We start from the raw sequence: 22,122 nt of genomic DNA, 5'->3' as shown, positions 1-22,122 counted from the left end.
GAACGAGAACGAGAAGAATGACGGCAGGGCAAAATGAATTGCGTATGATCTGGCTGATTAGTCTGGTAATTGTGGGAATAAGTGCATGGTATCTGGAATTGCAGATCGTGACTTATCTCACTGGTCTGGGTTTCCTGATCAGCGTGATGCAATATATCAGTGCCATTGAAGCGCCCATGCGGGATCTGGCAGCACCGACGCAGGTGATTATGTCAGCCAATTCTAAAATACCGCTATATATTTCTTCTATTATCGCCATTGTCGGAGGCGTGACTGAGCTTAACTGGCTCATGGGCATTGGTATTACCGCCTGGATTTTCTTTCTATTACGCTGGCTACAACGTTTGGAACGTAATATTATCCAGTTGCAATCTCGTTACCGATCAGCAGATCAGACACATCCAGAAATCACTCAACCAGATATTCCTTTACCTATTGCTGCTCAAGCTAGTCCAGATCAATCACAATTGCTGGATCAGATCCAACAGTGGATTTTTCGCGGAAATCCAGTTCTCAAAGCTGCGATCGCCATTTTGGTAATCGGAATCATTTTATTACTTCGTTTTGCAACAGAGCACTGGCAGCTGAGCTTGGCGGTAAAATTAGGACTGGTCGCTTTATCTGCTGTTGTTGTGACCGGATTGGGTTATACCCTGATCGCTAAAAACCGCAGTTTCGGTCTGGCACTAGAAGGCTTGGGATTAGGGGCACTATTTCTGACCTTGTTCTTTGCCTATTACAATCTGGTGATTGCCACGTTGCCACTGGCAGCTCTGGTGTTCTTGGTCATTTTGGCAATTACGCTGTACTTAAGCTTGAAACAGGAAAGTATTGAGCTGGCAGTCATGGCCTTATTCATTGCCTATCTGGCGCCGTTTACCTTGCCGACCCGAGATGCTTCTGCGGTTGAGTTCATCAGTTATTATCTGCTGATTAATATCGGCGTGCTGTTACTCAGCAGTTTGCGGCCCTGGAAAATCCTGAACCAGATTGCTTTTCTGGTCACAGTCATAGTAGGTGGAATGTATAGCCTGATTCATGGTCATACATACGAACGTTATACGATGACGACTCTGATTCTGGCACATAGTGCGGTATTCATCTGGCTGGGCTTTCGCTTTAGCCAGTTACTGGCCCGGCAGGATCTTTCCCGTTTTCGTTTAAAACCGGTTCTGGATCTTGCCCTAATTTTCGCTGCACCGATTACCGCCTATATTTTCCTGTATCTGATTCATTTCAATCAGCCTGATCAAAAGCTTTGGCAAGCCGGATTTAGTCTGTTATTTGCCGGGATATTTGCAATCTGTTGGACTTTAGTGCGTCGTAGAGAAAGTATTCAGGTCATTTCCCAAAGTTATCTCAGCTTGATGCTGATCTTTCTGGCTTTGGTTCCACCCATTTTATTGACAGAGCAGTGGAGCGTAGTCGGTTGGGCGGTTGAAGGAGTACTAATTTATCTCTGGGCATTGGAAAAGAATATTCGGGTTGCGCATTATCTGAGTATGGGACTGCTGATCATGGCAGGCTTCAGTAGTGTTTACTATCTGATTGAGCTTAATCCCACACCGCGGGAAATTTTCTGGATTCTCAGCTTCTGTTATGTCGCCGTCGTCTTCCTGAGTCAGCTTAAAGCCAAATATCGCCAGCAGCTGAATAGTTTAAGTATCAGTTTTCTGAGCATTCTCAGTTTTGCTGGAATTTTGATGTTGTTTGCCTTGCTTGAAGATGAATTTGCTCATGAGCAGACCTATATTTATAGTTTATTCAGTCTTGCACTGGGTCATACGGTTCTAAGTGAAATCATACAACGCAAGCATCAGGAATGGTGCTGGTTATTGCCAAAATGGAGCAGTCTTACGCCATTGGTGATCATTGCGATTTTGCTGGCTGTTGATCATAGCGAAAATGGGATTCTGGTTTGGCCAAGTGCTTTGGAGCGTGGAATCTTTGCACTTTCATCATTATTGCTGGCTGCTTTATGGTTAAGACCGGTGAAAGGGATTGATTTATCCAAAGAGTGGATGAGCTTTGGTGTTTTTGCCAGCCTGGCTTTAGCCAGTTTATGCCTAATACCGAGCATGCCTTATCTCAGTATGGTAATTCTGCCTCTTGTATTCTGGTTCTGGTGTTACCGGCAAAAAGAAAATTCAGAGTGGCGCTTACTCTGGCAGAGTAAAAACTGCTTAGTGTTAATGGGAGCTTGGTTAATATGCTCACAGCTGTTTAACCAGCAAGCTTTCCAATATTACTGGCTGCCTCTATTCAATCCATTTGATCTGATCAGTCTGGCCATGCTTGCCAGTTTCCTATGGATGCTGTTGCAGCAGATTCGGGCAGGACACGATCGCGGTATGATGTCGGTACTGATGGTGCTAAGCCTGTTATGGCTGTCGAGCTATATTGTATTACGGGCTCTACATATCTATCTGCAAATACCATTTAATAGTCTGGAATTATGGAGCAATGCTACGGTGCAGCTAAGCTTGACGATTCTTTGGGTATTGTTGGCTTGGGCAACCATGTGGACGGCTACGCTAAAAAGGCTTAAACCAATGTGGATTTTAGGAGGCAGTATTCTGGTGATCGTCAGCTTGAAGCTGGTGTTATTCGACCTGTCTCATACCGGTACACTGACACGTGTGATTTCATTCTTGCTGGCCGGTGGGGTCATGCTACTGATTGCGTATATAGCACCAATGCCGGATGGAGAGAAAAGGGTTTGAATCTAAATTACTCGATTTGAGCGTTAATTTAATCTCCCCAAACCCTGAACGAGCTTAAAGCACAGCTTTAAGCGATATGTAAAAGAAAGACAGGCTTTTTATGACAGTTCCTCCCTTAGTAAAGGGAGGTGAGGAGGGATTTAGAAAAAGTTATTTTAAATCCGGCTCTCTCTTCAGCTCCTTCTCATTGGCATATTGATCAACGTCTTCATTTTCCAGTGGGCGAGCCAGTGGATGATCAACAAAGCCCATTTTCGGTACCGGAATTTCAATCTGGTTATCGAGAAAGCCATTTCGAATCCGTTCCTGCATTTCATCACGGACTTTCAGATAATTTTCCTGCTGACACCAAATCGCAAACAAAAGTTCAATCGAAGATTCACGGAAGGCGGTGACTGTGACTGCAGGCTTTGGATCGGCCAGAACCAGCGGATATTTATTGGCAACATCAAGCAGTACTTCACGCACCTTGATGATGTCTTCATGAAAATTAATAGCCAAGGTAATCGGAATACGCCGGATTGGAAACTTGGACAGGTTGTGTACCGGAGCCCGAATCAGTTGTTCGTTCGGCAAACGTATATAGATATTATCTTGAGTAAGCAGTTTAACCGAGAGCAGATCAATCGAAATCACTTCACCTTCAACGGTATGTCCACGAATCAGTGTAATCTGAATGGTATCACCGACCTCAAAAGATCCTTCACCAATCAGGAAGATACCGCTGATCAGGTTGGATGCAGAGGTTTGAGAAGCGAAACCCAAAGCCACAGTTAAAATACCCGCTGCACCGAGGAAAACACTGAGTTTAAAGCCGGCTTCCTTCAAACTCGCCATCACAAACAACAGGAAAATAAAGTAGAAAATCCCGCGGCGCCAGACCATTTGCTGATGCGCATTAAAGCGTATACCGATAGTACGGATAAAAGCATTCGAGAAAAAACGTGCGATCAGGAAACCAATAAAACACAGCACAACCGCGACGACAATTTCAGTCAGGCGATCCGTATTAATATTGGTAAATACTCCCTTGAGACTGTTGGTGACTTCGGTTGGAATATTCGAATTTGGCATCACACGCTCTTAGAAAAATGAATCAAACATATTAAATAAATTTCCCGCTGGATCACGCGGTGGGTGTAAATAATCCACTTCACCCGCATTGGGCGGGGTACGGTTTTCCACCCGGATCCGGGGGGGGCGATCCAGACCTTCATGCAGAACCTTAATCTGCGAGGTCCATAAACGTTCAGTGCTGGCACTATAAAAGAGAGGCAATGCAGGTACTGGAACATTCATCCGATCGAAACGCAGTTGCTGCTGACTGGTATTATGAAATTCAATCGGGGTCACAGCACGGAATGCACGAGGACGTAATTGTTGGAGCTCGGTTCTTCCGTCAACTGCGGTAGCATAGCAAATTTCACCGGAACGATGATTGGGTCCAAACCAGGTGTCTTTCGGTAAAATCACTGGAAGATCAAAAATCGGTTCACGTTGACCTTCGACAAAACCGGCAATCCATAGCGGGGTGCTGATATAGAGGGTTCCACGTTGTCCAGCCGGAATATAAATCGGATCAACCGGTTTAATTACTACGGAGCGATTCGCCAGACGCGGCATAAGCTGTAACTTGCTTTGGGTAGATTTGAACATATAGCGTTCAATTTTCACCGGTTTCGGAAATGCAAACAGTGGATCATTAATCTGATGCCATTGCTGTTCATAATCGTACTGCACCGTCGGACGATAATATTCCAGTCGCCATTCCTGCAAACCTCTGGTCAAACGAAACAGCAGAGAGCCAAATTGCCAAGCCTTGGACTCGTTAATTTCAAAACTTTGCTCTCCCCACCATTGAATTCTGGGAGACTGCAGGTTTAATTCCTCTTGATCTTGCGGCAATGTTGGCATCCTTTCTTACTAAATCTTTGAAAACATACTTCACGCTGTCATATGCTTAGAGTACACTCAATTTAAATTTTTTCATCATTATTATAATCTGCGATGCAAGTACTGAAACAATTACAAATCCCGTATAGCTTTGCGAAACGTCATGGTGTGCTATTGCGTTATGAGGGAGATCAGGCTTTTATTGTCCGTCGTGACAATACATCTATGCTTGCATTACAGGAAGCACGCCGTTTGCTGGGTCATCCGGCTCAGTATCAACATTGTACAGAACAAGAATTCAATCAGTTACTCAGTTCCAGTTTTGCCGGCGATAGTGGTGAGTCACAGCAGGTCGCGGCTGGTCTGGAAGATCACCCGGATTTATTAAGCCTTGCTGATTCGGTCCCTGAAGCCGAAGATCTGATGGATCAGGAGGATGATGCGCCTATTGTCCGTCTGATCAATGCCTTGTTGTCTGAAGCAATCCGTGTTGGCGCCTCAGATATTCATGTGGAATCCTTCGAAAAACGACTTTCTGTACGCTTGCGTGTCGATGGGCAACTACGTGAAATTGTGCAGCCGCGTCGTGAGCTGGCACCATTACTGGTATCACGGATCAAGGTCATGGCCAAGCTGGATATTGCGGAAAAACGGATTCCTCAGGATGGCCGTATTTCCTTGCGTCTGGCAGGTCGCGAAGTCGATGTTCGTGTTTCGACCTTGCCATCTTCTTATGGTGAGCGGGTGGTGATGCGTTTGCTGGATAAGCAGGCTGGCCGTCTGAATATGACTCATCTGGGCTTGATGAATAACGATTATGATCGACTCAAGACCCTGGTGCATCGTCCTCATGGTATTATTCTGGTGACTGGACCTACCGGTTCGGGTAAGACCACCACCTTATATGCAGCACTCTCTGATCTAAATGATGGTTCCAAAAATATTCTGACAGCTGAAGATCCAGTGGAATATCAGTTAGAAGGGATTGGTCAGACTCAGGTAAATACCAAAGTCGATATGACCTTTGCCCGTGCCTTAAAAGCTATGTTACGTCAGGATCCAGATGTGGTGATGGTGGGGGAAATCCGTGATCTGGAAACTGCAGAAATTGCAGTTCAGGCATCATTGACTGGTCACCTGGTATTATCAACACTACATACCAATACTGCGATTGGTGCAGTGACGCGTTTAAAAGATATGGGAATTGAGCCATTCTTACTATCCAGCTCTTTAATTGGCGTAGTTGCTCAGCGTCTGGTGCGTACCTTATGTCCACATTGTGCGACCTGGAAGGATGCAGATGCATTTGAGAAAAATCTGTTTGAACATATTGAGCATCCACAGGATTTAAGATTACCTCAACCGCACGGTTGTGAACGCTGTGGGAATACCGGCTTTAGTGGACGTACTGCCATTTATGAAATTGTACCGGTTGATGAACATATGCGCCGTCTGATTCATGGCAATGCGGCTGAATATGAGCTGGAAACCTATGCACGTCAGCAATCAGGTTCAATTCGCGATGATGGTTTACGTAAAGTGCTGGCTGGTAAAACCACGATTGAAGAAGTTCTGCGTGTAACCAATGAGGCGGCAGAGTAAATTTTTATTCGATGGGATAGGAAGGCACTGTTTTCTTAAATAAATATCTCAAATGATCATTTTTCTATTAAATAGCATAAAGCAATTTTGATCAAAATTTTATAAGAATGATCAGCTCTATCCTGAAATGACTTCTGATTTTTCAGGATAGAGAGTCAAATATTTATTTAGACTTAGGTGATGACATTCAAAGTAACATCAATATTGTTACGGGTTGCATTTGAATAAGGACAAACGATGTGTGCGGCATCGACCAGCTTTTGAGCTTCTTCCTGTTCCATGCCTTCTAAATGAACATTTAAAGTCACTTCAATACCAAAACCGGTAGGAATCGGACCAATGCCAACTTCACCCTCAATATAGGCATCTTTGCTAATATTGATTTTATCCCGGTTGGCAACAAACTTCATGGCACCTAAAAAACAGGCTGAATAACCTGCAGCGAACAATTGTTCAGGATTGGTTCCGCCACCTGGGCCACCCATTTCCTTAGGCACTGCCAGTTTTACATCCAGAATCTGATCGTCAGAGGTTGCACGGCCATCTCGACCGCCTGTAGCTTTGGCACGTGCGGTATATACTGCTTTTTCTAATGACATGAGAGTATTTCCTGCTTGTTCTTTTATGGAACTTCTATGCTCCATAATTTCTAGGGAAGAATAAGCAGGGATTTTGTTAATTTATGCAAGCGAATGAGAATGCAGTAGAAAGTCTGACTTAAGAAAATTGTAATAACTTGTGATGCTGCATGAGTGGCATAGACTCACGCACTTTGGCCTGCTCAGTCAAATCAAAATCAACCGTAATAATCTGTGCGCCTTCCGCATGCACCATATCGAGAAGTTGACCACGGCTGTTTGTGGCAGCGGCATGTCCCCAAGTTTGACGTTTTTCACCATGCCAACCCTGTTGAGCAGCACCGAGAACTGTGCATTGGGTATCCATAGCACGTGCTTGCAATAATAATTGCCAGTGCATTTGGCCAGTGGTGTAAGTAAAGGCAGATGGCGCAGTTAAAATATTCGCGCCTTGGCCACGTAAATGAAGCGCGAGTTCAGGGAAACGCAGGTCATAGCAGACCATCATACCGATATTGCCAAAAGGCGTTTTCGCAACAACAATATCGGTACCTGGTTCAAAAAATTGGGATTCCTGATAGCCACCAACAGCATCACCGACCTGTACATCAAAGAGGTGAATCTTGTCATAGCGGGCTTCAGTTTTTTCTGGGCTAATACATAGACTTACGGTTCGAACCCGGCCATCTTCAATAATCGAACCATCAGGACGATAAGGACAGGGTAATGTCCCCGCGATAATCCAGATCTGATATTGATGAGCCAGCTGTTCCAGACGTTGTTGAATGCTCTCGAACTGAGCAGCAGTTTCGTGCTGTTTACCAGCAGCAAAACAGACGAAATTTTCAGGAAAGACAATAAGTTCAGCGCCTTTTGCTTTACTTTGTTGAATTAATGATTCGATGGTCATGAAATTTTGCTCAATTTCATTCTGGGAATTCATCTGTGCAACAGAAAGTAAAGTCATAGGGATTCCTTATTGTGTGTTTATACCTTTTGTTCAGACACTTGATCTAGATTATCTTGTTCTTTTTGCAACTGTTTGACCAAGGGCTCAAACATATTCTGGTTGCTCTGATTTAACCGCATTAAAGTCTTGTGTGCATCCAGAACAGTTTTCAGCATCGCTTGATGCGTCACATGTTCTTCCATCAGTTTACGCGTACATACATTTGAATCACCGCAGTAATCCAAAATGACAAAGACCTGCCCCAAGCCCATACTGTTGGCCAGAGTCGTGATATCAGAGTTAGTCGACAACATCACCGCCTGGATCTTATGGAGCTGCTTAAGTTTAAGTCCTAATTTTGCCAGGACACCCAGTACAGTGCTGTCAATAAAGCTGGTTTCAGTCAGATCAACAATTGCGCCAACAACGTTGTCCTGCTGCTCAAGTTTGTTCAGTAATTTGTCTAGACTAATACAAGATTGGGCCCGCACTTCGCCGATAAGCTTAAAAATATGCGTTCCATTCAAGCTTGCATATTCAACATGACCTGTTGACATATAAATGCCATTTGCAGAGAAGGATATTAAATTATCCCATAGGGTCTATAGATACTCAAGTAGCTGAAAGTCGCAATCAAATTAAGTGCTTATAAAACTTGTGATTATACTGCTATTTCACTCTTATAAAGCTGAGAATGGCAATATCGTCGGCAACATGTTCGGGTGCTTCGAAGGATTCGTTTTGTAAGTGATGCAATAATTGGGAAAATTGTTCATTCAGACCGCCGCTAAACGGCTCCAATGCCCCATCTGAACAGATAATGAAACGTGCATTGCGGCTGAAGATATACTCATTTTCGTCTACCTCAAGGTCTTCAGTGAGGCCAAGAGGGAAGCTGCTGGATGACAGGATTTTTGGTTCCTGATTCGGTTCAAAGATAATCGGAGGAGGGTAGTGACCAGCACTGGACCATTTCAAGACATGGGTTTCCAGGTTCAGGATTCCGGCAATCATGGTGATATGCTTTTCGATATTTTCCTGAACCAGCATCCCGTTTAGTTTCTTGATTAGCTCACGAGGCGTTTTGGAGCGACCATGAAAAGCCGCCATCCAGGACGTTAATAAACTGCTGGTAACGCCATGACCAGAAACATCCGCAAGATAAAAAATGATTTCTTTATCGCTGATTTTCCAGTAATCGTACCAATCGCCAGATAGATAGGCAGAAGGCTGAAAATAGGTTTCAACCGCATAATTGGTTAATTCAATTTCATTCGGCAGCAGACGTTTTTGTAGCTCTGCCGCAGAAGGAAGATCACGACTATCCTGATTACGCTTATATTGCGCATCAATTTTTTGTAATGCGATATCGGGTTGTTCAGGCAGTTTATCCCAGATCCAGCCTGCCAAAGCACCTTGTTCCCAAGCTTGTGCCAAGGCTGTTCCTTCATTTTCTAGCGCTAATACTACAGTCGGAAGGTTCCACTTATATTTCAGATAATCATGTACATCTGCAATAGCAATAATCGTTGCATCGTACAACTCGTGATCTTCCAGCTTGATTACTTGAACGTGCGGAAGCTTCTCAAGTACTTGATCTAAATAAGGAATATCACGGGTAGGTTGAATGAAATACATAGACAGGTAGTTCGATCCTGGAATGAGTTATAAGATGTACTATAACAAGCAAATGATTGCTAGCGAACAGTTTCCGCTAGCAAATCATCATTGAGCTTAGGTTTCAAAGGTCATCACTAGAAGATTCAGTCTCATTTTCATCGAGAGATTCATCTTCAAGATTTTCATCATCGAAGTCATCTTCAAGGAATAAAGATTCCTGTTCCAGACCTTTTTCTGGGCAATCATATAATTGGTGCGCTGCAAATAAATATCGCGAATTTGTGCATAACGATCACCTGTTAACACACCTTCAATATCAAGTAATTCTGCACGATTATCAATTGCACGCCAGAATTGATCACCCCAATACAAGCCTTCATCATCTTCAAGAATATATTTCTGTGGACGGGTCTGGCTATCGACTGCCATACCGAAAGTATCACGCACAGAACTTGGGCCTAGGAACGGTAACATCACATAAGGGCCAGAAGGTACACCATAATAACCTAGTGTGATCCCGAACTTTTCATCTTCATGATCCAATCCCAGACGACGGGCAGGATTTGCCAGACCTAAAGTAGTTAAGGTATTAATGGTAAAACGGCCCAAAGATTTTGCCGCACGAGCAGGACGGCCCTGAATCAACTGGTTTACCGCATTCCATGGTTCACCCAAATTGCTACGGAACTGGGTGTAGCTGCCACGAACATCTTGAGGAACCTTTTTCTGATACTGAACCGCAATGGGGCGAACGACTGCCTGATCGATTGCATCATTAAATTGATACACCTTTCTATTCCAGCTCTGAAAAGGATCTTTAACTTCTTCAGCCTGTGCAGCACTAGCATCGACTTTTAGCTGGGTTTGCAGGTGACTCACCTTGGAAGATATTTTTTCTCTGAGTGGAACCGTATCAGTAGTAGTAGAAGATTCAGTTTCTATTTCAGTCTGTTCAGCCTGAGTAGTGTCTTCAGCAAAAATTAATGGGCTAGAGGCCAAAGAAAATAAGCATAAAGATAAATAAATAGAGCGATGCATAAGGAAACCCCAAAGCCTTGTTCTGAGTATAGTGGCGTTGTTTAACCCGGAATAATAAACTGTATTACTAGGAATAGGCGTAATTTAAGCAAAATTGTATAATAAATGGATAAAAACTTCATAAAAGACTAAAAATTAGACATGCGGTAAGATTTATTTAAAAAAGTTGTTGCAAGGCATCTGAAATACTGTAGAATGCACATCCATCGGCGGTGATGAAGATTAAAACTTCTGATAAAACAGTAACTTAGCATAAATGGTTGAGTTGGGTTTTAGAAAGGGAGTTTAAAAATAATTTTCATTACTGGTTGACTTTCTAGAGATAGAGAGTAGTATAGCCGACCTAGCTTGCTACTGACGAAGTAGTAAGAAGATCATTAAGAGATTATGAAGAACAACTTGTGTGGATTTTTACTGGTTGATTGATCGAAATTATTTTCATTGATTGATTGGTTTGAATTACTCGAAGTTTATTTGAGCGAAATTTAAGTCAGGAAATTGATGAGCCAAGTTTAAGAGTTTTACTTATAAAACTCGAAATGATTTTAACTGAAGAGTTTGATCATGGCTCAGATTGAACGCTGGCGGCAGGCTTAACACATGCAAGTCGAGCGGGGATAGGGTGCTTGCACCTGATTCCTAGCGGCGGACGGGTGAGTAATGCTTAGGAATCTGCCTATTAGTGGGGGACAACGTTCCGAAAGGGACGCTAATACCGCATACGTCCTACGGGAGAAAGCAGGGGATCTTCGGACCTTGCGCTAATAGATGAGCCTAAGTCGGATTAGCTAGTTGGTGGGGTAAAGGCCTACCAAGGCGACGATCTGTAGCGGGTCTGAGAGGATGATCCGCCACACTGGGACTGAGACACGGCCCAGACTCCTACGGGAGGCAGCAGTGGGGAATATTGGACAATGGGGGGAACCCTGATCCAGCCATGCCGCGTGTGTGAAGAAGGCCTTTTGGTTGTAAAGCACTTTAAGCGAGGAGGAGGCTTACCTGGTTAATACCCGGGATAAGTGGACGTTACTCGCAGAATAAGCACCGGCTAACTCTGTGCCAGCAGCCGCGGTAATACAGAGGGTGCAAGCGTTAATCGGATTTACTGGGCGTAAAGCGCGCGTAGGTGGCTAATTAAGTCAAATGTGAAATCCCCGAGCTTAACTTGGGAATTGCATTCGATACTGGTTAGCTAGAGTATGGGAGAGGATGGTAGAATTCCAGGTGTAGCGGTGAAATGCGTAGAGATCTGGAGGAATACCGATGGCGAAGGCAGCCATCTGGCCTAATACTGACACTGAGGTGCGAAAGCATGGGGAGCAAACAGGATTAGATACCCTGGTAGTCCATGCCGTAAACGATGTCTACTAGCCGTTGGGCCCTTGAGGCTTTAGTGGCGCAGCTAACGCGATAAGTAGACCGCCTGGGGAGTACGGTCGCAAGACTAAAACTCAAATGAATTGACGGGGGCCCGCACAAGCGGTGGAGCATGTGGTTTAATTCGATGCAACGCGAAGAACCTTACCTGGCCTTGACATACAGAGAACTTTCCAGAGATGGATTGGTGCCTTCGGGAACTCTGATACAGGTGCTGCATGGCTGTCGTCAGCTCGTGTCGTGAGATGTTGGGTTAAGTCCCGCAACGAGCGCAACCCTTTTCCTTATTTGCCAGCACTTTGGGTGGGAACTTTAAGGATACTGCCAGTGACAAACTGGAGGAAGGCGGGGACGACGTCAAGTCATCATGGCCCTTACGGCCAGGGCTACACACGTGCTACAATGGTCGGTACAAAGGGTTGCTACTGCGCGAGCAGATGCTAATCTCAAAAAGCCGATCGTAGTCCGGATCGCAGTCTGCAACTCGACTGCGTGAAGTCGGAATCGCTAGTAATCGCGGATCAGAATGCCGCGGTGAATACGTTCCCGGGCCTTGTACACACCGCCCGTCACACCATGGGAGTTTGTTGCACCAGAAGTAGGTAGTCTAACCGCAAGGAGGACGCTTACCACGGTGTGGCCGATGACTGGGGTGAAGTCGTAACAAGGTAGCCGTAGGGAACCTGCGGCTGGATCACCTCCTTAACGAAAGATTGACGATTGGTAAGAATCCACAACAAGTTGTTCTTCATGACGATGTATCTGAGGGTCTGTAGCTCAGTTGGTTAGAGCACACGCTTGATAAGCGTGGGGTCACAAGTTCAAGTCTTGTCAGACCCACCACTCCTGACGAAGCAAGTAATTGCAGAGTAAAGCAGAAAATCAGAACATTGAATCCTATATGATAAGCTGGGGACTTAGCTTAGTTGGTAGAGCGCCTGCTTTGCACGCAGGAGGTCAGGAGTTCGACTCTCCTAGTCTCCACCACTCATTGCGATGCAATGAGTTAAACATTAAGCAAACGGTTTGATAGCTTATAGAGCTTAGTAAGAAAGCGGCGTATAATACGCGGCATTGTTATTAATCTCTGTGATTTATCACAGTAATGCAGTCCGACGAGGATGCATTAAATCATTAACAGAATATATTTGAGTTGAAATAATTTGTTCATACTCATACAAGAGCGGAAACAAGAGATCGCAAGATTGATTGTTGAAGTGATTGAATGAGAACTAGCGAAATTAACTGAATCAAGCGTTTTGGTATATGAATCTAATTGAAGCTGTACAGTGATTAAGTTCACAAGATCGCAAACAACTACGTTGCTACACTGACTTGTAGGTGTAACGACTGTTTGGGGTTGTATAGTCAAGTAATTAAGTGCATGTGGTGGATGCCTTGGCAGTCAGAGGCGAAGAAAGACGTGATAGCCTGCGAAAAGCTCCGGGGAGGCGGCAAATATCCTGTGATCCGGAGATGTCTGAATGGGGGAACCCACCGGCTATAAGGTCGGTATCATAAACTGAATACATAGGTTTATGAGGCGAACGCGGAGAAGTGAAACATCTCAGTATCCGTAGGAAAAGAAATCAATTGAGATTCCCTCAGTAGCGGCGAGCGAAAGGGGAACAGCCCATTAAGTCATATCAGTTTTAGTGGAATGCTCTGGGAAGTGCAACCATAGTGGGTGATAGTCCTGTACACGAAAGGGCTGATATGATGATGTCGAGTAGGGCGAGGCACGTGAAACCTTGTCTGAATATAGGGGACCATCCTCTAAGGCTAAATACTCCTGACTGACCGATAGTGAACCAGTACCGTGAGGGAAAGGCGAAAAGAACCCCTGTGAGGGGAGTGAAATAGATCCTGAAACCGCATGCATACAAGCAGTGGGAGCCACTTCGTGTGGTGACTGCGTACCTTTTGTATAATGGGTCAGCGACTTATATTCAGTAGCGAGGTTAACCGCATAGGGAGCCGTAGAGAAATCGAGTCTTAATAGGGCGTATAGTTGCTGGGTATAGACCCGAAACCGGGTGATCTATCCATGAGCAGGTTGAAGGTTGGGTAACACTAACTGGAGGACCGAACCCACTGTCGTTGAAAAGCCAGGGGATGACTTGTGGATAGGGGTGAAAGGCTAATCAAACTCGGTGATAGCTGGTTCTCCCCGAAAGCTATTTAGGTAGCGCCTCGGACGAATACCATTGGGGGTAGAGCACTGTTTCGGCTAGGGGTCATCCCGACTTACCAAACCGATGCAAACTCCGAATACCAATGAGTACTATCCGGGAGACAGACTGCGGGTGCTAACGTCCGTAGTCAAGAGGAAAACAATCCAGACCGCCAGCTAAGGTCCCTAAATCATAGTTAAGTGGGAAACGATGTGGGAAGGCATAGACAGCTAGGAGGTTGGCTTAGAAGCAGCCACCCTTTAAAGAAAGCGTAATAGCTCACTAGTCGAGTCGGCCTGCGCGGAAGATGTAACGGGGCTAAAACTATGTACCGAAGCTGCGGATTTGCAATTTATTGCAAGTGGTAGGGAGCGTTCTGTAAGCCGATGAAGGTGGATTGAGAAGTCTGCTGGAGGTATCAGAAGTGCGAATGCTGACGTGAGTAACGACAAAACGGGTGAAAAACCCGTTCGCTGAAAGACCAAGGGTTCCAGTCCAACGTTAATCGGGCTGGGTGAGTCGACCCCTAAGGCGAGGCCGAGAGGCGTAGTCGATGGGAAATTGGTTAATATTCCAATACTTCAGTGTAATGCGATGAGAGGACGGAGAAGGTTAAGTCAGCCTGGCGTTGGTTGTCCAGGTGGAAGACAGTAGGCATGCATCTTAGGCAAATCCGGGGTGCTCTATGCTGAGAGTTGATAGCAAGCCAGTTTACTGGTGAAGTGGCTGATACCATACTTCCAGGAAAAGTCTCTAAGCTTCAGTTACACTGGAATCGTACCCGAAACCGACACAGGTGGTCAGGTCGAGTAGACCAAAGCGCTTGAGAGAACTCTGCTGAAGGAACTAGGCAAAATGGTACCGTAACTTCGGGAGAAGGTACGCTGCCGGCGGTGATAGGACTTGCTCCTTGAGCTGTTGGCAGCCTCAGAAACCAGGCCGCTGCAACTGTTTATTAAAAACATAGCACTCTGCAAACACGAAAGTGGACGTATAGGGTGTGATGCCTGCCCGGTGCTGGAAGGTTAATTGATGGGGTTAGCGTAAGCGAAGCTCTTGATCGAAGCCCCAGTAAACGGCGGCCGTAACTATAACGGTCCTAAGGTAGCGAAATTCCTTGTCGGGTAAGTTCCGACCTGCACGAATGGCATAATGATGGCGGCGCTGTCTCCAGCAGAGGCTCAGTGAAATCGAATTCGCCGTGAAGATGCGGTGTACCCGCGGCTAGACGGAAAGACCCCGTGAACCTTTACTGCAGCTTGACATTGAACTTGATCTTACTTGTGTAGGATAGGTGGGAGGCTTTGAAGTGGTGACGCTAGTTGCCATGGAGCCGTCCTTGAAATACCACCCTGGTAATATTGAGGTTCTAACTCTGCTCCCTGATCGGGAGCGAGGACCATGTCTGGTGGGTAGTTTGACTGGGGCGGTCTCCTCCTAAAGAGTAACGGAGGAGTACGAAGGTGCGCTCAGCGTGTCGGAAATCACGCGTAGAGTATAAAGGCAAAAGCGCGCTTAACTGCGAGACCCACAAGTCGAGCAGGTACGAAAGTAGGTCTTAGTGATCCGGTGGTTCTGTATGGAAGGGCCATCGCTCAACGGATAAAAGTACTCTGGGATAACAGGCTGATACCGCCCAAGAGTTCATATCGACGGCGGTGTTGGCACCTCGATGTCGGCTCATCTCATCCTGGGGCTGAAGCAGGTCCCAAGGGTATGGCTGTTCGCCATTTAAAGAGGTACGCGAGCTGGGTTAGAACGTCGTGAGACAGTTCGGTCCCTATCTACCGTGGGCGCTGGAAATTTGAGAGGATCTGCTCCTAGTACGAGAGGACCAGAGTGGACGAACCTCTGGTGTACCGGTTGTGACGCCAGTCGCATCGCCGGGTAGCTATGTTCGGAAGGGATAACCGCTGAAAGCATCTAAGCGGGAAGCCTACCTCAAGATAAGATTTCCCCGAGACTTTATGTCTCCTAAAGAGCCGTTGAAGACTACGACGTTGATAGGTTGGATGTGGAAGCATAGCGATATGTGAAGCTGACCAATACTAATTGCTCGTGAGGCTTGACTATACAACACCCAAGCAGTTGTATATAAAGCATCAATTGATTCACAAATAACCGAAGCAACTTGATTTAGTTCAAAAGCTAGATACAATGAACACCTTAAATTAACTCAGATATATCTGTTAATAACTCATTTGGTAGAAACCTTAGCAATATGTAAGACTAAGCGAGTATCCATAAACAGTTGTGCTGGCGACCATAGCAAGAGTGAACCACCTGATCCCTTCCCGAACTCAGAAGTGAAACCTCTTAGCGCTGATGGTAGTGTGGGGTCTCCCATGTGAGAGTAAGTCATCGCCAGCTCATTATTCCAAAAGCCCTCTGCTTACGCAGGGGGCTTTTTTTATGGGAAGGATTTAGTCAAATAAATGTTATTTATGTGTAAGCGTCCGCTGAACCCCATGTCTATTTTTTAATTTGAGTTGGATTTCCAGCGGTGTGGTAGCAATTCTTCTATTTGGGTCACTTTATGGGTCGGCAATCTTTTCAGCACATCACTTAAATAGGCATACGGATCCAACCCATTCAGCTTTGCTGACTGGATTAAAGTCATGATGTTTGCCGCTCGCTGACCACTACGCAGCGAACCTGCAAATAACCAGTTCTTACGTCCCAACGCCCAAGGCCGCACTTGGTTTTCCACCCAATTATTGCAAATCGGTAGATTGCCATCATCCAGATAGCGGCTTAAAGCTGGCCAACGCTTCAGAGTGTAATTGATGGCCTTGGCGGTTGGAGAACTCGATGGCACCGTCAGTTGATGCTGGTTGAGCCATTCATACAGTTGTTGCATCACCGGTTGGCTATGCTGTTGTCGGTATTCGCGGCGGTGTTTCTGCTGTACTATCGGTCTTTTTCCTGAGTTCTGCTTCTATCGCATACAGTTTCTGAATCAGCACTAATGCCTGTTCAGCGATCTGACTTTTCCCAGTCACATGTAGCTCATGGAATTTACGACGCGCATGCGCCATGCAGCCCACCTCAATGACATCGCCTGATTTAAAGCGTGCTTTATAACCACTGTAATCATCACAGACCAGATGGCCCTGCCAGCCATTCAGGAACTCTTCTGCATGCTGACCTGAACGGCTATCCTGAAAGTCATAGATCACCGCTTGAACTGGATTGTACTGTGTAGTGGCATAGGCCCAGACATAACCTTTCTTCGGTTTTTTCTCATCATCACCCATCCGCATGATGGTGACTGGTGTTTCATCGGCATGGATCACCCGCTGTTGCAGCACCACCTGTTTTAAGGCATTGGCCAGAGGTTCCAGTTCTACACCGCAGCGACCAATCCAGTCAGATAACGTGGATCTGGACAGATCAATGCCCGCCCGCTGATAGATCAGGCGCTGACGGTACAGCGGCAAATGATCGGCATACTTCGATACCAGCACATGGCTGAGCAGTTCAGGACTGGCAATACCTTTATCAATCACATAGGCGGGCATCGCTTGCTGAGTCAGGGTGTCACACTGATCACAGACCCATTTGCACGTACATGCTGTTCCTATAGAACTGTGCCGGTCTGAAATGCAGTTTTTCACTGATATCTTCGCCGATACGACGTAACTGGCAGCCACAACTGCATTGGGTTGATGCAGGTTCATGCTCAATACGGATGGTGTGTAGATGATCGGGCAGCAGTCGACGTTTAGGTTTGTTGACTGTGGCTTTGTGTGTCGCTGCATCAGTTTTATCTGCATTCAGCCGTTCCAGTTCCAGATCAACAGCGGCAATATCTTCTTCGACCGCTTCATCCAGAGATGGATTTGTTTTGCGGTGAGATGTTCGTTTTTACTGTCGAATTTGTGCTTTTTAAACAGCGCAATTCATGCTCGTATTTTTATTGAGAATGGAAAGATGCTGAACTTTGGCATCTAATTGCAGATTGGATACTTCAAGATGCTGAACTTTGGCATCTAATTGCTGGTTGATTGTGCCAGAGACTGATGTTGCATTGCCAACTGTCTAGTAAATTCCAGCAGTTGTTCATGGGTCAGTTGGCTTAAATCAGGCGTGTATTCATGACCGCAGTATGCCTGAGGTCATGAGAAGAATGAAATAGAACGTTTGGAGAATAGCAACTTGGACCAAGCTAGTTAGAGCATTGTGACCACTTGCTGTCGTCCAATGCGCTGCCAAGGCAAACCCTGGATCAGTGCCTGTAACTGTTCTGGGCTGAGGGCTACGCTTTCACCCTGGTGAACTTTAGCCCAGTGAAATTTTCCCTGTTCCAACCGCCGAGCACACAGCAGATCCCCAGTCCATCATGTACCAGCACTTTCATGCGATGGCCACGTTTATTACAGAACAGGTAAGCACAATGCGGTTTGATGTAGCCAAAGGCTCTCACCACCTGAGCCATGGCCGTATCCATACCTGCACGCATGTCCATGGGCTGAGTAGACAACCAGATTTCATCGATACGGATCATGTTGTAAGTGCCTTGAGTAATTTTGCTAAAGCAGACATTTCTGATACTTGCCATTTCAAGCCAATTTCTGCTTTTGAGTGGGGTTAAAGTAATTGAACCGTTAACATGCCAGTAGAAATAGATCTAATGGTGCAGAGCAAGATAGGCAATAAATGCAGGTTATTCGGTAGTAGTGAGCGATCATTCCCTGGCTTAGCATCAATTAAGCGAATCCATTTGGATACAAGATTTGTATTCATCCATGTTGCAAAGCGACCGAAGCAATTGAAACCTCCGAGCTTTACACGCCTGAACGATCTGCTGTTTAAATTCAGCACTATATGTTCTTCGTTTATCGTAAGAGATGCGATGGATGTCTGGTTATTTGTAGTCATAAATTTAAGTTCCCACTTGTTTTAAGTGAGGACTAAATTAAGGCTTATAGGACGAATTCATAAGGTGTGTTCAGCGGACGCTTACATTTATGTGCTATTTCGACTAAATATCACATAAAAATAAACTTGGAGGCTTATACTGAACCGGTCTAAGGAGCGGATATGTCCTCAAATTCATCTTCAAGCCATATCGAATATGGTTCATCTGCTTTTAAAGCTATTTTATTCTCCTTATTTCTGGCGGGTTTTGCGATTTTCTCATCGCTGTATTTGTCCAGCCCATGATGCCGATTCTGGCGGATTATTTTCATATCTCTCCAACACAAAGTAGTTTTCCACTTTCCTTCTCTACCATTGCCTTAGCTATTGGCCTGATTTTTACAGGACTTATTTCAGACCGTTTTGGCCGTAAACCAATTATGGTTTGGTCTTTATTCTCTGTTTCAGTCTTACTGTTACTCAGTGCTTTACTGCCGATCTGGTCGATATTTCTGGCAACACGAGTGCTAATAGTCTCACAGTCAGTGGCGTAGCGGCAGTGGCAATGACCTATATCGGAGAGGAAGTGGCGGAGCAGGATGTGGGCTTTGCCATGGGACTGTATATTTCCGGGACTGCGATTGGTGGTATGAGTGGTCGGTTGATTGCTGGAACATTGGTGGATTTTATTTCCTGGCAATCCGCGACTTTGATTATTGGATTGCTGAATCTATGTATCGCGGCAACTTTCTACTTTCTACTACCGAAGTCCAGACATTTCAAAGCTTATCCAATACAATTCAGCCGTTTTATCAGAGCATTTCAGCAGAATCTGAGTGATCCCAAATTAAGAATTCTGTTTCTACAGGGCTTTATCTTGGGGGGCTTTGTCTCGGTATTTAACTATCTGAGTTATCGTTTGATTCAAGTGCCATTTGAACTGTCTCATGTCTGGATAGGGTTGATTTCGATTACTTATCTGGCCGGAATTTATAGCTCTCCACGAGCCGCAGCTTGGAGCAGAAAGTTTGGACGTTATAAGGTGCTTGCCGCCATGCTTTGTACCATGCTGTTCGGCTTAGCCTTAATGTTGATTGATAACTTGGCTTTGGTTTTTATTGGTTTGCTGATTTTTACCTTTTCTTTTTTTGCGGCTCATTCAACTGCCAGTAGCTGGGTATCGGTGCAATCCTTACAGTATCGTGCGGTAGGTTCGTCCCTTTATTTGTTCTGTTACTACCTCGGTTCAAGCTTACTTGGAAGTTCAAGTGGACTAGTCTGGGAAAATGCCGGATGGTTAGGACTAAGTGTATTTATCGCTATTATTTTAGGATTAGGCTTGCTGATGGCACAGCGTTTAAAACCTAAATGATTCTTCAAAATCAGGATAAGTATATATTCCTAATAAAGGTCTTAAAGCTGTTTTCGTATAAATTATAATCAAGCAACCTAAGCTGAATTCATGCTAAAATACTCGGCTTTCATCTTTGATCTATTTTCTGATCTTCCATCTGCCAGCCGAGAATTGCTAGCCATGTCTACTGCTTATACCGCTCAGACTGCGCCTAAAGCGTTGTTTGATTACGACAAATATTGGGCGTCATGTTTTGAACCCGCGCCTTTTTTGCCGATGTCACGCGAGGAAATGGACCAACTCGGTTGGGACAGCTGTGACTTTATTTTTGTCTGCGGTGATGCCTATATTGACCATCCGTCATTTGTGACCGGGATCATTGGACGTGTGCTCGAAGCACAAGGTTTCCGCGTCGGGATTATTGCCCAGCCAGACTGGACCAATGTAGAAGCCTTCCGTGTACTCGGTAAGCCGAATATTTCCTGGGGTGTTTCTGCCGGTAATATGGACTCGATGATTAACCGTTATACGGCAGATCGTAAGATTCGTTCAGATGATGCTTACTCACCAGATAACCAGCCGAATAAACGTCCAGACCGTGCCGCAACCGTCTATTGCCAACGTTGTCGTGAAGCTTTCCCGGATGTGCCGGTATTGCTTGGTGGGATTGAAGGTTCATTGCGTCGTATCGCGCATTATGACTATTGGTCAGATAAAGTTCGTCGTTCGATTCTGATGGATTCTAAAGCAGATCTGTTGATGTACGGTAATGGCGAACGCTCGATCATTGAAATCATGCATCGCCTGGCTAAAGGTGAAAAGATTCATCAGATTACCGATGTCCGTGGTACTGCATTCATTATTAATAAACATAACCGAGCTGCGAAAGCCCAGTTTGTCGAAATTGCATCCAATGATGTCGATACTATTGGCCGTGTTGATCCGATCATCAATCCATATGTGATGAGCGAAGATATTGACGGCTGTGAAATCGAAAAAGATAAAGGCAATAGCTTAAGCCAATACCAGAATTTCCAGAAAGAAATCGTAGCGAATCCAATCGTGCGTGAAGGGGATAACCTGGACCCAGATACGCAAATCGTGCAGCTACAACCGGCATCTAAAGCGATTAAACATAAATTACCACCACGTGAATTAGCAGTGATTCGTTTGCCTTCTTTTGAAGAAGTGGCAAATGATCCTGTGCTGTATGCGCATGCCAACCGTATTCTGCATCTGGAAACTAACCCAGGGAACGCGCGTGCTTTGGTACAAAAACATGGTGAACGTGATGTCTGGATCAACCCGCCACCGATTCCACTGACAACTGAAGAGATGGACTATGTGTTTGACCTGCCTTATGCACGTCTGCCACATCCATCTTATGGTAATGCACGTTTCCCGGCCTTTGACATGATCAAGTTCTCGGTGAACATCATGCGTGGCTGTTTTGGTGGTTGTACTTTCTGTTCGATCACCGAGCATGAAGGCCGTATCATTCAGAACCGTTCTGAAGAATCAATCCTGCGTGAAGTTGAAAAAATTCGTGATACGGCTCCAGGTTTCACCGGCATTATTTCAGATTTGGGTGGCCCAACAGCCAACATGTACCGTTTAGCCTGTAAAGATCCTGAGATTGAGAAGAACTGTCGTAAGCCGTCTTGTGTATTCCCGGGCGTGTGTCAAAACCTGCATACTGACCATGCACCATTAACTCAGTTGTATCGTAAAGCACGTGCTTTACCGGGTATTAAAAAGATTCTGATCGGCTCAGGTCTGCGTTATGACCTAGCTGTACTGAACCCGGAATATGTTAGAGAGCTGGTCACCCATCACGTCGGCGGTTATCTGAAGATTGCGCCAGAGCATACAGAGAAAGGTCCATTATCGAAGATGATGAAACCGGGGATCGGAACGTATGACCGCTTCAAGCAGATGTTTGACCGTTTCAGTA

At 45.3% G+C, this 22,122-nt stretch carries 11 protein-coding genes, 2 tRNA genes, 3 rRNA genes and 3 pseudogenes; 9 read left to right on the top strand and 10 right to left on the bottom strand.

The window, feature by feature from the left end; genetic code table 11:
* The first annotated feature begins 17 nt into the window (after nt 1–17).
* Nucleotides 18–2,723, top strand: a complete 2,706-nt coding sequence (locus tag FOC32_RS01355; protein WP_175965999.1) for a DUF2339 domain-containing protein — start codon at nt 18–20, stop codon at nt 2,721–2,723.
* Between the two features lie 150 nt (nt 2,724–2,873).
* On the opposite strand, the gene FOC32_RS01350 is transcribed toward FOC32_RS01355, so the two are convergent.
* Both FOC32_RS01350 and FOC32_RS01345 read right to left on the bottom strand, forming a co-directional pair.
* Nucleotides 2,874–3,797, bottom strand: coding sequence for a mechanosensitive ion channel family protein (locus FOC32_RS01350; RefSeq protein WP_005233958.1), 924 nt, complete (start codon nt 3,795–3,797; stop codon nt 2,874–2,876).
* Nucleotides 3,798–3,806: 9 nt separating this feature from the next.
* Complete coding sequence (locus tag FOC32_RS01345; RefSeq protein WP_122959115.1) at nt 3,807–4,637, bottom strand: hypothetical protein; 831 nt, start codon at nt 4,635–4,637, stop codon at nt 3,807–3,809.
* Between the two features lie 93 nt (nt 4,638–4,730).
* On the opposite strand from FOC32_RS01345, the gene gspE reads away from it, so the two are divergent.
* Nucleotides 4,731–6,218, top strand: coding sequence for a type II secretion system ATPase GspE (gene gspE / locus FOC32_RS01340; RefSeq protein ID WP_004783540.1), 1,488 nt, complete (start codon nt 4,731–4,733; stop codon nt 6,216–6,218).
* Between the two features lie 173 nt (nt 6,219–6,391).
* Here gspE and FOC32_RS01335 read toward each other — a convergent pair whose 3' ends face one another.
* From FOC32_RS01335 to FOC32_RS01315, 5 genes and pseudogenes are all read right to left on the bottom strand, one after another.
* Nucleotides 6,392–6,817 carry an organic hydroperoxide resistance protein gene (locus FOC32_RS01335; RefSeq protein WP_159123044.1) on the bottom strand — a complete coding sequence of 142 codons (426 nt, stop codon included), beginning with the start codon at nt 6,815–6,817 and terminating at the stop codon, nt 6,392–6,394.
* Between the two features lie 118 nt (nt 6,818–6,935).
* Nucleotides 6,936–7,763 (bottom strand): carbon-nitrogen hydrolase family protein, encoded by an 828-nt coding sequence (locus tag FOC32_RS01330; protein ID WP_175965997.1) that lies wholly within the window; start codon nt 7,761–7,763, stop codon nt 6,936–6,938.
* Nucleotides 7,764–7,783: 20 nt separating this feature from the next.
* Nucleotides 7,784–8,302 (bottom strand): anti-anti-sigma factor GigB, encoded by a 519-nt coding sequence (gene gigB / locus FOC32_RS01325; RefSeq protein WP_004783532.1) that lies wholly within the window; start codon nt 8,300–8,302, stop codon nt 7,784–7,786.
* Between the two features lie 112 nt (nt 8,303–8,414).
* Complete coding sequence (gene gigA, locus FOC32_RS01320) at nt 8,415–9,383, bottom strand: RsbU family protein phosphatase GigA (RefSeq protein WP_034170815.1); 969 nt, start codon at nt 9,381–9,383, stop codon at nt 8,415–8,417.
* 103 nt (nt 9,384–9,486) lie between these two features.
* Nucleotides 9,487–10,403: pseudogene (locus FOC32_RS01315) on the bottom strand (VacJ family lipoprotein).
* 546 nt (nt 10,404–10,949) lie between these two features.
* On the opposite strand from FOC32_RS01315, the gene FOC32_RS01310 reads away from it, so the two are divergent.
* The 5 genes from FOC32_RS01310 to rrf all read left to right on the top strand — a co-directional run bounded on the left by FOC32_RS01310 (nt 10,950) and on the right by rrf (nt 16,324).
* Nucleotides 10,950–12,485: ribosomal RNA gene (locus FOC32_RS01310) — 16S ribosomal RNA — on the top strand.
* A gap of 61 nt (nt 12,486–12,546) precedes the next feature.
* Nucleotides 12,547–12,623, top strand: a tRNA-Ile gene (locus FOC32_RS01305).
* 68 nt (nt 12,624–12,691) lie between these two features.
* Nucleotides 12,692–12,767: transfer RNA gene (locus tag FOC32_RS01300), tRNA-Ala, on the top strand.
* Nucleotides 12,768–13,146: 379 nt separating this feature from the next.
* Nucleotides 13,147–16,027: ribosomal RNA gene (locus tag FOC32_RS01295) — 23S ribosomal RNA — on the top strand.
* Between the two features lie 182 nt (nt 16,028–16,209).
* Nucleotides 16,210–16,324 (top strand): 5S ribosomal RNA (gene rrf, locus FOC32_RS01290).
* The 16S, 23S and 5S rRNA genes sit together here with 2 tRNA genes alongside, the layout of an rRNA operon.
* A gap of 109 nt (nt 16,325–16,433) precedes the next feature.
* Here rrf and tnpC read toward each other — a convergent pair.
* The 3 genes and pseudogenes from tnpC to FOC32_RS16940 all read right to left on the bottom strand — a co-directional run bounded on the left by tnpC (nt 16,434) and on the right by FOC32_RS16940 (nt 18,700).
* Nucleotides 16,434–18,027, bottom strand: a pseudogene (gene tnpC / locus FOC32_RS17100) (IS66 family transposase).
* A gap of 185 nt (nt 18,028–18,212) precedes the next feature.
* On the bottom strand, nt 18,213–18,461 hold the full coding sequence (gene tnpB, locus FOC32_RS01280; RefSeq protein WP_175965995.1) for an IS66 family insertion sequence element accessory protein TnpB: 249 nt from the start codon (nt 18,459–18,461) through the stop codon (nt 18,213–18,215).
* Nucleotides 18,462–18,544: 83 nt separating this feature from the next.
* On the bottom strand, nt 18,545–18,700 hold the full coding sequence (locus tag FOC32_RS16940; protein ID WP_228761270.1) for a hypothetical protein: 156 nt from the start codon (nt 18,698–18,700) through the stop codon (nt 18,545–18,547).
* A 297-nt stretch (nt 18,701–18,997) separates the two neighbouring features.
* Here FOC32_RS16940 and FOC32_RS01270 point away from each other — a divergent pair.
* Nucleotides 18,998–20,186 (top strand): annotated as a pseudogene (locus FOC32_RS01270) (MFS transporter).
* A 162-nt stretch (nt 20,187–20,348) separates the two neighbouring features.
* Nucleotides 20,349–22,122 (top strand): YgiQ family radical SAM protein (locus tag FOC32_RS01265; protein ID WP_175968228.1); only part of this gene is annotated, 1,774 nt, incomplete at its 3' end.

This window comes from Acinetobacter sp. FDAARGOS_724 (genome assembly GCF_013364475.1).
GTDB classification, from domain to species: domain Bacteria; phylum Pseudomonadota; class Gammaproteobacteria; order Pseudomonadales; family Moraxellaceae; genus Acinetobacter; species Acinetobacter variabilis.
The sequence above is the reverse complement of the archived record's forward strand: the minus strand, read 5'-3'. Positions and strand labels throughout refer to the sequence as shown.

Excerpts from the sequence above, each read along its gene's own strand:
- FOC32_RS16940 (WP_228761270.1), bottom strand. The coding sequence starts at position 18,700 with ATGAATACAAATCTTGTATCCAAATGGATTCGCTTAATTGATGCTAAG.
- FOC32_RS01355 (WP_175965999.1), top strand. The coding sequence starts at position 18 with ATGACGGCAGGGCAAAATGAATTGCGTATGATCTGGCTGATTAGTCTG.
- FOC32_RS01350 (WP_005233958.1), bottom strand. The coding sequence starts at position 3,797 with ATGCCAAATTCGAATATTCCAACCGAAGTCACCAACAGTCTCAAGGGA.
- tnpB (WP_175965995.1), bottom strand. The coding sequence starts at position 18,461 with ATGATCCGTATCGATGAAATCTGGTTGTCTACTCAGCCCATGGACATG.
- gigA (WP_034170815.1), bottom strand. The coding sequence starts at position 9,383 with ATGTATTTCATTCAACCTACCCGTGATATTCCTTATTTAGATCAAGTA.
- FOC32_RS01330 (WP_175965997.1), bottom strand. The coding sequence starts at position 7,763 with ATGACTTTACTTTCTGTTGCACAGATGAATTCCCAGAATGAAATTGAG.
- FOC32_RS01345 (WP_122959115.1), bottom strand. The coding sequence starts at position 4,637 with ATGCCAACATTGCCGCAAGATCAAGAGGAATTAAACCTGCAGTCTCCC.
- FOC32_RS01335 (WP_159123044.1), bottom strand. The coding sequence starts at position 6,817 with ATGTCATTAGAAAAAGCAGTATATACCGCACGTGCCAAAGCTACAGGC.
- gspE (WP_004783540.1), top strand. The coding sequence starts at position 4,731 with ATGCAAGTACTGAAACAATTACAAATCCCGTATAGCTTTGCGAAACGT.
- gigB (WP_004783532.1), bottom strand. The coding sequence starts at position 8,302 with ATGTCAACAGGTCATGTTGAATATGCAAGCTTGAATGGAACGCATATT.